At 30.9% G+C, this 13,889-nt stretch carries 8 protein-coding genes; all 8 read left to right on the forward strand.

Annotated elements, in window-relative coordinates; translation table 11 throughout:
• Positions 1 to 248: 248 nt before the first annotated feature.
• A complete protein-coding gene (gene lon / locus B0A66_RS22115) occupies positions 249 to 2,702 on the forward strand; it encodes an endopeptidase La (RefSeq protein WP_089052012.1) in 2,454 nt (817 codons plus the stop codon).
• A gap of 191 nt (positions 2,703 to 2,893) precedes the next feature.
• Positions 2,894 to 3,913 carry a type IX secretion system protein PorQ gene (gene porQ / locus B0A66_RS22120; RefSeq protein ID WP_089052013.1) on the forward strand — a complete coding sequence of 340 codons (1,020 nt, stop codon included), beginning with the start codon at positions 2,894 to 2,896 and terminating at the stop codon, positions 3,911 to 3,913.
• A gap of 9 nt (positions 3,914 to 3,922) precedes the next feature.
• Positions 3,923 to 4,522, forward strand: a complete 600-nt coding sequence (locus B0A66_RS22125) for a murein L,D-transpeptidase catalytic domain-containing protein (RefSeq protein WP_089052014.1) — start codon at positions 3,923 to 3,925, stop codon at positions 4,520 to 4,522.
• A 378-nt stretch (positions 4,523 to 4,900) separates the two neighbouring features.
• Entirely contained in the window at positions 4,901 to 5,593 is a 693-nt protein-coding gene (gene cmk, locus B0A66_RS22130; RefSeq protein ID WP_089052018.1) for a (d)CMP kinase, read from the forward strand.
• 68 nt (positions 5,594 to 5,661) lie between these two features.
• The gene (locus B0A66_RS22135) at positions 5,662 to 7,038 is read left to right on the forward strand and encodes a nucleoside permease (protein WP_089052015.1); all 1,377 of its coding nucleotides are present in this window, start codon (positions 5,662 to 5,664) and stop codon (positions 7,036 to 7,038) included.
• 92 nt (positions 7,039 to 7,130) lie between these two features.
• Positions 7,131 to 7,874, forward strand: a complete 744-nt coding sequence (locus B0A66_RS22140) for a hypothetical protein (RefSeq protein WP_089052016.1) — start codon at positions 7,131 to 7,133, stop codon at positions 7,872 to 7,874.
• A gap of 345 nt (positions 7,875 to 8,219) precedes the next feature.
• On the forward strand, positions 8,220 to 9,998 hold the full coding sequence (gene rpsA / locus B0A66_RS22145; protein WP_089052017.1) for a 30S ribosomal protein S1: 1,779 nt from the start codon (positions 8,220 to 8,222) through the stop codon (positions 9,996 to 9,998).
• A 124-nt stretch (positions 9,999 to 10,122) separates the two neighbouring features.
• On the forward strand, positions 10,123 to 13,815 hold the full coding sequence (locus B0A66_RS23180; protein ID WP_244283579.1) for a T9SS type A sorting domain-containing protein: 3,693 nt from the start codon (positions 10,123 to 10,125) through the stop codon (positions 13,813 to 13,815).
• Positions 13,816 to 13,889 lie beyond the last annotated feature (74 nt).

Genomic DNA, 13,889 nt, shown 5'->3' on the forward strand with positions numbered 1-13,889 from the left:
ACTTTTTGGGGCATGTTCAATTTTCGGGCTTTTTTATGCGCTTACTATTTTCTAAAAAATAATATCATAAAAAGACAAAAAAGGCAATTTCAAAAGGGTCTTTCTTGGTTTTGGCACAATGATTGTCTAAATTTACGACCTATCTTGTAAATCAAATCTTTGGGGTAGTTTAAAAGTAAACTACAATATCTAATGTGATTTTTAGAGTTAGAATAATTATTTAATGACAAAACGACTTATATATTATTATGTCAAACCATAAAATACTCACGATTGACAATCTGTCACTTCAAGAATTTGATTCAGAAGCAGAATTAATTCCATTATTAACGCCGGAAGACGAAGAAGAAATGAATAACGAAGAGCTTCCGCTTTCGTTACCAATTTTACCGTTACGTAATACAGTTTTGTTTCCAGGTGTTGTTATTCCAATTTCGGCAGGTAGAGACAAGTCAATTAAGTTAATAAATGATGCTAATGCCGGTGAAAAAATCATTGGAGTAGTTTCTCAGATTAATGAAGAAGATGAAGATCCGTCTAAAGATGATATTCATAAAATAGGTACAGTAGCAAGAATTCTTCGTGTCCTTAAAATGCCTGACGGAAATGTTACGGTTATTTTACAAGGAAAGAAACGCTTCGAAATTGAAGAAGTTGTTTCTGAAGAACCTTACATGACAGCGCACATTAAAGAAGTGGCTGAATCTCGTCCTGAAGAAGATGATACTGAATTTACGGCTATTTTAGATTCTGTAAAAGAATTGGCCATTCAAATTATAAAAGAAAGTCCAAATATTCCATCTGAAGCAACATTTGCAATTAAAAACATTGAAAGCCAATCGTTTTTGATCAATTTTGTTTCGTCGAATATGAATTTGTCGGTAAAAGAAAAACAAGGCTTATTATCGATAAATGGTTTAAAAGACCGAGCGCTTGAAACATTACGTTATATGAACGTAGAGTTGCAAAAATTAGAACTTAAGAATGATATTCAGTCAAAAGTTCGTTTTGATCTGGATCAGCAACAACGCGAATATTTCCTTCACCAGCAAATGAAAACCATTCAGGAAGAATTAGGTGGTGTTTCGCAGGAAGAGGAAATGGACGAAATGGGTATCAAAGCCAAATTAAAAAAATGGGACGAAAAAACGCAAAAACATTTCGAAAAAGAATTGTCTAAAATGCGTAGAATGAACCCACAATCTCCTGATTTTGGAATTCAGCGTAATTATTTAGAATTGTTTTTAGAATTGCCTTGGGGTGAATTCTCTAAAGATAAATTCGATTTGAAATTTGCTCAGAAAATATTAGATAAAGATCATTTTGGACTTGAAGAAGTTAAGAAAAGAATGATTGAACATTTGGCTGTATTGAAACTTCGTAACGATATGAAATCGCCAATTATTTGTTTAACAGGGCCTCCGGGAGTTGGTAAAACTTCTATTGGACGTTCTGTAGCTGAAGCTTTGGGACGTGAATACGTTCGTATTTCGTTAGGTGGATTACGTGATGAAGCGGAGATTCGCGGACATAGAAAAACGTATATAGGAGCAATGCCGGGTAGAATTATTCAGAGTCTTAAAAAAGCAGGAACTTCTAATCCAGTATTCATTTTAGATGAAATAGATAAATTATCAAGCGGAAATAGTGGAGATCCTTCATCAGCACTTTTAGAAGTGTTAGATCCGGAGCAAAACAGTTCGTTTTATGATAATTTCCTTGAAATGGGGTATGACTTATCTAAAGTAATGTTTATTGCAACGTCAAATAATATGTCGGCAATTCAGCCTGCATTGCGTGATAGAATGGAAGTTATAAAAATGTCTGGTTATACTATTGAAGAAAAAGTAGAAATTGCCAAAAGACACCTTTTTCCAAAACAGCTTGAAGCACACGGATTAACAGCTAAAGATTTGACTATTGGTAAAAAACAATTAGAAAAAATCGTAGAAGGTTATACACGTGAATCAGGTGTTCGTAATCTTGAAACAAAAATTGCTCAGGTAATTCGAAATGCAGCTAAAGCGGTTGCAATGGAGGAAGAATACAATAAAAAAGTTACTGACGAAGATATTATCACTGTTTTGGGTGTGCCAAGATTAGAGCGTGATAAATACGAGAATAATGATGTAGCAGGAGTTGTAACAGGTTTAGCCTGGACAAGTGTTGGTGGTGATATTTTATTTATTGAATCATTAATTTCTGAAGGAAAAGGAGCTTTGACCATTACTGGAAATTTAGGTAATGTCATGAAAGAATCTGCTACAATTGCTTTGGAGTACATTAAGGCAAATGCAAAGAAATTAGGACTTGGAGTAGAATTGTTCCAGAAATATAACATTCACTTGCACGTTCCGGAAGGAGCAACGCCAAAAGATGGTCCAAGTGCAGGTATCGCGATGTTAACTTCATTAGTTTCATTGCTTACACAGAAGAAAGTAAAGAAAAGCCTTGCTATGACCGGAGAAATTACGCTTCGTGGAAAAGTATTGCCTGTTGGAGGAATCAAAGAAAAAATTCTTGCCGCTAAAAGAGCAAACATAAAAGAAATTATTCTTTGTCATGAAAACAAAAGTGACATTGATGAAATTAAAGCAGAATATTTAGAAGGACTTACGTTTCATTATGTAAAAGAAATGAGCGAAGTTTTGACTTTAGCCTTAACAGATCAGAACGTAAAGAATGCTAAAGAATTAAAATAATTTTTCAGATTTAAATTCCAGATTTCGATCTAATGCTTATTAGATTGGAATCTGGATTTTTATTAAATTTAAGTTCGAAAAATTGGCACACGTTTTTGATTTATAGATATATAGATTAAAATTTATTTTATTAGTTATATAATTTTATCTTCGCAATTGCGTTATTCCCATATAGGAACGCCAAAAAAAGCATGTTAAAACGACTTGTTTTATTTTTAATGTTATTGATTTGTTCGTTTTCATTCGGACAAATTGGAGGTCGCTACACCTATCAGTTTCTTAATTTGACAACATCACCAAGGCAGGCAGCGTTGGGAGGAAAGACGATAACGATTTATGATGAAGATGTTAACCAGGTTATGTTTAATCCCGCTACTTTAAACGAAGATATGGATAATCACCTTGCAATGAATTATGGCAGTTATTACGGAGAAGCTTCTTACGGAACAGCTTCGTATGCTTACACTTACGATAGACATTTGCAAACTTTTCACGCTGGTGTAAGCTATATTAATTATGGAACTTTCGAAGGTTATGACGAAAATGGTCAGTCAACTTCGGACTTTACAGGAAGTGAAGCCGCTCTCTCATTGGGTTATGCTTATAATATACCTTATACTGATGTTCATGTGGGAGCCAATGTTAAACTAATAACTTCAAGCTTAGAAACTTATAATTCTTTTGGTGGAGCAATTGATTTAGGTTTTTTGTATATAATTGAAAAAAATAATGTAAATTTGGCGCTGGTAATCAGGAACATAGGTACTCAATTTACAACGTATTCAGGAATACATGAAAAACTACCAATTGAAATCATCGCAGGAATGTCACAGGAATTAGAACACGTGCCACTGCGCTGGCATCTTTCTTTAGAGAATTTACAACAATGGAATGTTTCTTTTTCGAATCCGGTTCGAAGTGAGTCGAACATTGATGGATCGTCAACTCCGGAAAAAGTTTCCTTTGTAAACAACGCTTTGCGCCATGTTATTGTAGGTTTCGAACTTTTTCCAAAAAAAGCAGTTAATTTACGTTTCGGTTACAACTTTAGAAGAGCAGAGGAATTAAAAATTGATGAGCAACGTAATTTTTCTGGAGTTTCTTTAGGTTTCGGTATTAAAATGAACCGATTAAAATTCAATTATTCTTATTCAAAATACACATTAGCATCTAATAACAGTCTGTTTGGACTAATCTTAAACTTTCAATAAGTAAATTTTATGAAACTATTTTATTTAATTCTATTTGTTACCACAGGTTTATTTAATACCTCAAAAATTAATTTTAAAGATGAAAGCTTAACGACAGCAGATATCGAAAGAATCAATTTTCGTGTCAATGAAGTAAAAGAGCAAATCGAAAAAGGTTCAAACTACAATACAAAAATTGCTTTTTTAGTTGACATGAGAATCAAGTCAGGAAAAAACCGTTTTTTTGTTTATGATTTAGTAAATAATAAAGTTTTAGATCAAGGGCTTGTAGCGCACGGATCCGGTTCAGAAACACCAATCAGAGGTGAATTGAAATTTAGTAATGAACCAAATTCTAATTGTACATCATTAGGACGTTATTCTGTTGAAAAAGGATACAAAGGAATTTTTGGTAAGGCTTATAAATTGAATGGACTTGACGAAACCAATAGTAATGCTTTTAAAAGAGCAATAGTTTTACACCATTACTCTGCAGTTCCTCACGATGAACAAGAATATTATATTTCACGCAGTCATGGTTGTCCAATGGTAAATGAAGAATTTTTTAAAAGAATCGAAAAGATAATTGATAGTTCTAAATCGAAAATTATTCTTGATATTTATTACTAGAAAAACATCTTTAAATAAAAATAAAAAAAAAGCAATTCGATCTAAAAGAATTGCTTTTTTTATGGATTTAAAATTCAGTCTCAGTATTCTTTGTTTATTAACTAGTTGGTAATTACATATCAAAGTAATAAAACCCTGTAAATACTGCTGATTAGAAAGGATTGGCGATAAAAATATTTAAGCGAAATTATTGTTTTTCATCATTACTTTGATGTACTAAATCAGAAGAAAGATAGTTATATTTGCAGTAGCTTTTAAGCATAGTAATTGATTAATAAATCATTTAGATAAGCATAAAAAAGTATTGATAATTTTGACTCAAAAATAGTAGCTATTGTGTTGTTATTCAGAGAAAATAGAAATTTAAAAAATAAAACATTGAAAAAAATCACCATTGCAATTGACGGATTTTCGTCAACAGGAAAAAGTACATTAGCAAAACAGTTGGCAAAAGAATTAGAATATGTTTATGTTGACACTGGTGCAATGTACCGAGCAGTAGCGCTGTATGCAATGCAAAATCAATTGATTGGAGCTGATTTTTTTGATAAAAATAAACTTGTTGCTGCTTTACCGCAAATTCAGTTAGAGTTTAAATTCAATCCGGATTTAGGATTTGGTGAAATGTATCTGAATGGTGAAAATGTGGAGAAACAAATCAGAACAATTGAAGTTTCTAATTTTGTTAGTAAAGTTGCCGAAGTATCTGAAGTGCGTTCTAAATTGGTAGAACAACAACAGGAAATGGGAAAAAACAAAGCCATTGTTATGGATGGGAGAGATATAGGAACTGTAGTTTTTCCTGATGCAGAACTTAAAATTTTCATGACAGCCAGTGCTGAAACCCGCGCACAGAGGCGTTTTGATGAATTACAGCAAAAAGGTGATACGGTAACGTACGAAGATGTTTTACACAATGTGGTTGAAAGAGATCATATCGATACACACCGTGAAGATTCTCCTTTAGTAATTGCAAATGATGCGATTGAAATTGATAATTCTTATTTAACAAGAGAAGAACAATTCGCTGCTGTTTTAGAATTAATAAATGACGTTGTTAAATCAGTTTAATTTTTTGTAGATATCATTTTTAATGGTAGTTTTACCGCTTCATTTATTTAAAAAGACAATTTCATCTTATGGGCATTAAAAACAGGTTGATTATAATGAGTTTTCTTCAATTTTTTGTTTGGGGAGCGTGGCTTATAACAATTGGAAATTATTGGTTTGGAACTAAAAATTGGGAAGGAACTCAATTTGGTCTTGTTTTCGGAACCATGGGAATTGCTTCTTTATTCATGCCCACACTTACAGGGATTATTGCAGACCGATGGATTAATGCAGAAAAATTATACGGTGCTTTGCATATTTTATATGCTGTTGTATTATTTGGCATCGCACAGGTTACTACTCCGGACAATTTTATTTATGTAATGTTTGCAGCAATGTGTTGCTATATGCCAACAATTGCGTTAAGTAATTCAATTTCATACACTTCTTTAAAGTTAAACGATAAAAACATTGTAAAAGATTTTCCACCTATACGCGTTTGGGGAACTGTTGGTTTTATCGCTGCAATGTGGATTACCAATTTAAGTGGAAGTAAAGCAACTGAATATCAGTTTTATATCGCAGGAATTGGAGCCTTGATTCTTGGAGTTTATGCTTTTACATTGCCAAAATGTAAACCACAACGTTTAACAAAGGAAAATGCTACATTGGTAGAGACTTTAGGACTGGAAGCGTTTAAGTTATTTGGAAATTATAAAATGGCTTTGTTTTTTGTGTTTTCTATGTTTTTGGGAGGTGCATTACAGTTAACAAATGCCTACGGCGATGTGTTTTTGGATGAATTTAAACATTTTCCTAAATATGCAGATTCATTTGTAATAAAGTATTCGACCATCATTATGTCGATTTCACAGGTTTCTGAAACCTTATTTATCTTGGCAATTCCGTTTTTCTTAAGACGCTTTGGAATTAAACAAGTAATGTTAATAAGTATGCTTGCTTGGGTATTGCGTTTTGGATTATTTGCTTTTGGTGATCCTGTAACTGGTTTATGGATGATCATATTATCTTGTATCGTTTACGGAATGGCATTTGACTTCTTTAATATTTCAGGTTCTTTATTTGTTGAAAGCAATACCGATTCTAAAATTCGTTCGTCTGCACAAGGTTTGTTTATGATGATGACGAATGGAGTAGGAGCCGTTTTAGGAAGTTTAACTTCTGGTTGGGCTATTGACCGCTTTTTTACGAAATCATTTAGCAATACAACAGAATTAGCCGGATTTTTACAAACAGAAAGTACCAATCCTAAAATGTTAGAGTTTGTAAAAGGACAAGGGAATTCAGTTTCAGGTGAAGGAATATTTGCCAATCCAATTTTGATGAAAGACTGGCATACGATCTGGTTGTCATTTGCACTTTATGCCTTGGTAATTGCAATTGCTTTTGCTGTATTGTTTAAACACAAACATGATCCTAAAGATTTAGAAGGATTTAATCATTAAGAATCTTAAAATATAGTAATCCCGTTTTCAATTTGATAGCGGGATTTTTTTTGTCATAATTTTTTCAATATTTTAGTGTTTTTAATTGCTGTATGAATAGTCAAAAAACAAATCTTCCTCCATTTAGTCCCGTAACATCAAAGCCTTCTACGATCCTTAATTACGGTCTTGGTTTACTGACGTTACTTTGTTTGTTCTTGCTTGTAGGGATGTTGTTTATGCTTTTATGCTTTATTCCTTTGGATGAATATCTGCTTTTTGTTTACTGCCTGATCTTTCTTGGCATAGTGCTGCAAATCGTTTATATAATAAGAACAACCAAACATACGACCACAATTATTGATAGTCGTGGAATTCATTATATCAATAAATTTAATGATAAAGTTGAAAACACAATATTGTGGGATAGCTTTAGAAAGATTTCTGAATTTAAAAGAGAGATCATAGAAATAAAAAAATCACCAGATTCACATCTTTTAAATTACGATATTTTTTCTACTATGGTCGGCAGCGGTAGGTATTCGCACGAAGCTTTCTTTTCGTTTGTATTGGTTAATGGAAATGTAGAAATGCATAAAGAAAAATTCTCCGGTAATCATATTTTTAGTATGGTTTATTCTAACCGATTAGAATTGGCGAGAACTTTATTATTAGGATTGTCTCATTTTAGACCTGATCTAACAATTCATCCAGGAATTTTTGCTATGTACTATATAGACAGCAACAGTTTTGTTATTGAATATGAAAAAAGAAGAAAGGATATTAATACAGCACTTTTTATTATTGGTTTAGTGGTTATGCTTGGTATTTTATTTCTGCTTTTTGCTCTTCTCTAAAAGGTTTAAAGCTATCAGTCCTGTTTTTATAATAGCTTTTGAAAATAGAATATTCTAATCTAGCCCCGATAGAAGTGGAAATCCTTTTATAGCGGTGTTCGCTATAAAAGATTAGAGCGGATAGCGGGACTTTGGGTCTTGAAAAAACCGATATTTTCTGCTCCTGAACAATTGACTGATAATCACATAGAATTGTTTTGCTATTACAAAAAAATGTATTAATTTTGCAATCCTTTTGGCGGTCAGCGTTTCCATTAGGAATCAAATAATTAAAGTAAAACAACTTCTGTTTTTTCTACCGCTTTATGAAACACGAGAAAAGCAGAATACAAATTTTTTATCAGCATGTCTGAACAATTAAAATCACAAGAAGAGTTTTTAGCAAATTTTAACTGGCATAACTTCCAAGAAGGAATTGATGCAGTAGATGAGAAAAACTTACAAGAATTCGAAGAACTAGTATCAAAAACTTTCATCGCTACAGATCAAGAAGAAGTAGTAGAAGGTGTAGTTGTTAGAATTACAGATAGAGACGTTATCGTTGATATCAACGCAAAATCGGAAGGTGTTATTTCTTTAAACGAATTCCGTTACAACCCGAACTTAAAAGTTGGTGACAAAGTAGAAGTATTAATCGACATCCGTGAGGATAAAACAGGTCAATTAGTATTATCTCACAGAAAAGCACGTACTATTAAATCATGGGATAGAGTTATTTCTGCAAACGAAACAGGAGAAATCGTTAATGGTTTTGTAAAATGCAGAACTAAAGGTGGTATGATCGTTGACGTTTTTGGAATTGAAGCTTTCTTACCAGGATCTCAAATTGACGTTAAGCCAATTAGAGACTACGATGTATACGTAAACAAAATGATGGAATTCAAAGTGGTAAAAATCAACCACGAATTCAAAAACGTTGTTGTATCTCACAAAGCTCTTATCGAGGCTGATATTGAAGTACAGAAAAAAGAAATCATCGGTCAATTACAAAAAGGACAAGTATTAGAAGGTGTTGTTAAAAACATTACTTCTTATGGTGTGTTTATTGACTTAGGTGGTGTTGATGGATTAATTCACATTACTGACCTTTCTTGGAGTAGAATCAACCACCCAAGTGAAGTTCTTGAATTAGACCAAAAATTAAACGTTGTAATCCTTGATTTCGATGATGAGAAAACAAGAATTCAATTAGGATTGAAACAATTAAACGCTCACCCATGGGATGCTTTAGATGCTAATTTAACTATTGGTGATAAAGTAAAAGGTAAAGTAGTTGTAATCGCTGATTACGGTGCATTTATCGAAGTTGCAGAAGGTGTTGAAGGTTTAATCCACGTTTCTGAAATGTCATGGTCTACTCATTTACGTTCTGCTCAGGATTTCGTAAAAGTTGGAGATGTTGTTGAAGCTGTTATCTTAACTTTAGATAGAGATGACCGTAAAATGTCATTAGGTATCAAACAATTGACTCAAGATCCATGGACTGATATCACTTCTAAATACCCAGTAGGTTCTAAACATACAGGTATCGTTAGAAACTTTACAAACTTTGGTATTTTCGTAGAATTAGAAGAAGGAATTGATGGATTAATCTACATCTCTGACTTATCTTGGACTAAGAAAATCAAACACCCATCTGAATTTGTAAATGTTGGTGAGAAACTTGAAGTAGTTGTATTAGAATTAGATGTTGACGGACGTAAATTATCTTTAGGTCACAAACAAACTACTGCTAATCCTTGGGATCAATACGAAGATTCTTTCGCTGTAGGAACTATCCACAATGGTGAAATTTCTGAAATCGTTGACAAAGGAGCTACTGTAGAATTCGGAGATGATATCGTTGCTTTCATTCCTACTCGTCACCTTGAAAAAGAAGACGGAAAGAAATTGAAAAAAGGTGATACTGCTGATTTCAAAGTAATCGAATTTAACAAAGAATTCAAAAGAGTAGTTGCTTCTCACACTGCTATCTTCCGTGAAGAAGAAGAGAAAAACGTGAAAGCTGCAACTGAAAATACTTCATCTGCATCATCTACAAATGCACCAGCTGCAACTTTAGGAGATAACAATGATGTATTAGCTGCATTAAAAGCTAAAATGGAAAAAACTGAGAAAAAATAATTCTTAGATTTTTTATAAATAGAAAGTCCCACAGCAATGTGGGACTTTTTTTTGCTTCATATTTTTTATTTTAAGATATTTTAACAAATAAAGTTGTGTTATTCTGTTAAAAAGTTATTTTTGTATGAAAATATCACATATGAAGAAACTTTACTTTTTAGTTACAGCTTTATGCTTTTTTAACGGTTTGAGTGCGCAGGTTATTAATTTTCCTGACGCAGTTTTAAAAAATATTTTGATTTCTACAAATTGTGTCGACAATGATAATGATGGTATAGCTGATAGTGATGCTGATACAAATAATGATAATGAGATTGATTATAATGAAGCTAGCGTAATTAACAATTTATATTTGAATGGAAATATTAGCTCTTTAGAAGGTTTAGATTCTAATAATTTTTCGGGATTGAAAAACTTGAGTATTAAAAATACTTCCTTAACTAAAATAAGTCTTTCCTATTTTAATTCATTAAAGATTTTAAAAATAAATAATAATTCTCAATTAAAATCTTTGCTTTTAACTTATCTTACTTCTTTATCAACTCTTGATTGCTCTAATAATCAATTGAATTTTATTAAAAGAGATTTTACCAATAATATCGTTAATATTAATTGTAGTTATAATAATTTGACTGTACTATATTTTTCAGATATAAACGCATTAACTAATTTAAACTGTTCAAATAATAATATTTCAAGTTTATTTGTAAATCGTCCTTATAACGTTTTTAGTTCTCTAGAGTTTAATAATAATTTAAATTTAAACTCAATTTGTGCATATCAAAGTGATATTTCATTAATTCAAAATAAATTAGCAGAATATGGAATTTCTAATGTTACAGTCGTAAATTCTTGTGCTTTACCTCAATGTGTGGCAGAAACCATATGTTTTGATGATGAAAATTTTAAAAATTTTATTTTAAGTAATACAACTATTGATTTAAATTTTGATGGTGAAATTCAATTTTCTGAAGCTTTACAAGTAACTACAATGAGTATAGCTGAAAATGTTAAGTCAATTAATACAATTAGATATTTTACCAACTTAAAAAGTTTAACTATTGTGAGCACTCAAATTGGAGAAACAATAGATTTAACCAGTTTGGTTAATTTAGAAGATTTGACTGTAAAATGGAACAGTATTTTCACAACATTAAAAATTGATAATTTAGCTAACTTAAAGACTTTAGATATTAATAATAATCATAATTTGTTCGGTTTGTATGCAAATGGACTTACAAATCTTAGCAGTGTTAAATGTAATATTAATAGATATTTATCTGTTTTTCAAATGAAAAACGCATCTAATTTATTAACTATTGATTGCTCAAACAATGCTATTACATCTTTGGATTTATTAAACGGTATAAACATAAAATCCATTAAATGCAATAATAATAATATAACTTATTTAAACACTGGTTCTTCAACAAATTTAATTGATTTAAATTTTTCCGCTAATAAAATTACCTCTTTTAATTTTTTACCATTTGTAAATTTACAAATGCTTAATTTCTCTACAAATCCAATATCAATTTTTGATTTAACGGGGCTAAATAATTTGCAAAAACTCGAATGTCAAAGTGTAAATCTTTCAAAGTTAGATGTTTCCAATTTACCCGGTCTAAAAGAATTAAATTGTGCATATAATAATATTTTAACGGATATCTTTATTAAAAATAATAATCCTAATCAGGATTTGATAGCATTAAATATAATTGGAAATTTAAATCTTAAACATATTTGTGGAGATATTATAGATTTTAATGTTATTCAAAAAAGCATAGATTTAAGTGGTTTAAATAATGTTTTATTAGATTCTAGTTGTAGCTGTGTTGGTGCCTGTAGTGATGAAATTATTAATATTCCAGATCCAATTTTTAAAGCAAAATTATTATCTGCAACAAATCAGAATTATGTTGCAAGAAATTTAGCTGGTTTTTATTTTAAAATTGATGCCAATAATGATAAAGAAATACAATTAAGCGAAGCATTCAATGTTTATTCTTTGACTTTGAATGAAAGTAATATTTCTTCTTTACTTGGAATTGAATATTTTGTAAATCTTGGAATATTAGAATGTTATCTTAATAAGATTAAATTGCTTAATGTTAGTAATTTATCAAAATTAGTTTATATTCAATGTCACGGCAATGGTTTGACTTCATTAAATATAAGTGGTTTAACAAAAATTCAAGAACTTAGTTGTTCTTCAAATAGTTTAACATCTTTGGATCTTAGCAATTTAACCGAATTAAAGCATCTTAACTGTTCAGTAAACCAATTGTCATCATTAATTATAAAAAATGGAATAGATGAAGATCGACTTTATATTACTCCTAATCCCAATTTAAAATACATTTGTGCTGACGAATCTCAAATTCCAGCTATACAGTCACAACTTTTATCAGCAAATATTAAAGATTGTAACGTTAATTCGTATTGTACATTTAAACCAGGAGGTAAGTTTTATGCAATTAAAGGAAATAATAGATTAGATTTAAATAATAATGGATGTGACAATGGAGATATTAAATTTCAAAATATGAAAGTTAATATTGCAAATCAAACTATAACTAATAGCTCTGCATCTGATGAAAATGGTGATTACAATTATTATGTTAAATCGGGATCTTATGATGTTACTCCAATACTAGAAAACCCAGAGTATTTTAATGTTTATCCAACAACAGCTAAAGTTAATTTCCCAACAGAATCCAGTCCATTTACTCAAGATTTTTGTATTACTGCAAACGGTGTTCATCCCGATTTAGAAGTTGTTTTATTACCATTAGAACCCGCAAGACCAGGTTTTAATGCTATATATAAAATTGTTTATAAAAATAAAGGAAATACTACACAATCTGGTTCGGTAAATTTAAGTTTTGAGGATGCTGTTTTAGATTTCGTTATTGCAAAACCTACACCGGTGACTCATTCCTTTAATAATTTATCCTGGAATTTTGTTAATTTATTACCATATGAAACTCGCGAAATTAAATTTACTGTAAATGCAAATTCTCCGATACAAAACCCAGCATTAAATATTGGGGATGTATTAAATTTTAAAACAACAATAGCAGGCGCTGTAACAGACGAAACTCAGATTGATAATACATTTGTTTTAAATCAAACTGTTGTTGGTTCTTATGATCCAAACGATAAAACCTGCTTAGAAGGAACAGTTGTTACACCAAGTTTAATTGGTGAATATGTGCATTACATGATCCGATTTGAGAATACAGGAACCTATGCTGCAGAAAACATCGTTGTAAAAGACATGATTGATTTATCTAAATTTGATATTTCAAGTTTAATTACAACCAGTTCAAGCCATTCCTTTGTAACTAAAATATCAGAAGGAAATAAAGTAGAATTTATATTTGAAAAAATCAATCTTCCTTTTGATGATGCTAATAATGACGGTTATATTGCTTTTAAAATCAAAACAAAACCTATTTTGCGAATTGGAGATACATTTACCAATGAAGCCAATATTTATTTCGATTACAATTTTCCAATATTAACCAATAAGGCAGCTTCAACATTTACTGCACTTGGAACTAAAGATTTTGAGTTTTCTAATTATGTGACTTTATATCCAAATCCTGCAAATAATACGTTGAATATCAATTCTAAGGAAATTATAGAAATACAGTCAATAGCAATTTACGATATTTTAGGACAATTGGTTATTGCAGTTCCAAATGCAAAAGCCGTATGGAGTATTGATATCTCAAAATTAAACACAGGTAATTATTTTATAAAAATAAAATCAGATAAAGGAAGTTCGAGTACGAAGTTTATTAAAAAGTAAAGATATTTATTTTAAACAGAAAGTCCCGCAATAATTGTGGGACTTTTGTTTGAATTGTCTCGTCCTAAAAAAAG

Source organism: Flavobacterium hercynium (assembly GCF_002217285.1).
Taxonomy (GTDB): domain Bacteria; phylum Bacteroidota; class Bacteroidia; order Flavobacteriales; family Flavobacteriaceae; genus Flavobacterium; species Flavobacterium hercynium.

Coding starts and splice junctions, on each gene's coding strand:
- lon (WP_089052012.1), top strand. CDS start 249: ATGTCAAACCATAAAATACTCACGATTGACAATCTGTCACTTCAAGAA.
- porQ (WP_089052013.1), top strand. CDS start 2,894: ATGTTAAAACGACTTGTTTTATTTTTAATGTTATTGATTTGTTCGTTT.
- B0A66_RS22125 (WP_089052014.1), top strand. CDS start 3,923: ATGAAACTATTTTATTTAATTCTATTTGTTACCACAGGTTTATTTAAT.
- B0A66_RS22135 (WP_089052015.1), top strand. CDS start 5,662: ATGGGCATTAAAAACAGGTTGATTATAATGAGTTTTCTTCAATTTTTT.
- B0A66_RS22140 (WP_089052016.1), top strand. CDS start 7,131: ATGAATAGTCAAAAAACAAATCTTCCTCCATTTAGTCCCGTAACATCA.
- rpsA (WP_089052017.1), top strand. CDS start 8,220: ATGTCTGAACAATTAAAATCACAAGAAGAGTTTTTAGCAAATTTTAAC.
- B0A66_RS23180 (WP_244283579.1), top strand. CDS start 10,123: ATGAAAATATCACATATGAAGAAACTTTACTTTTTAGTTACAGCTTTA.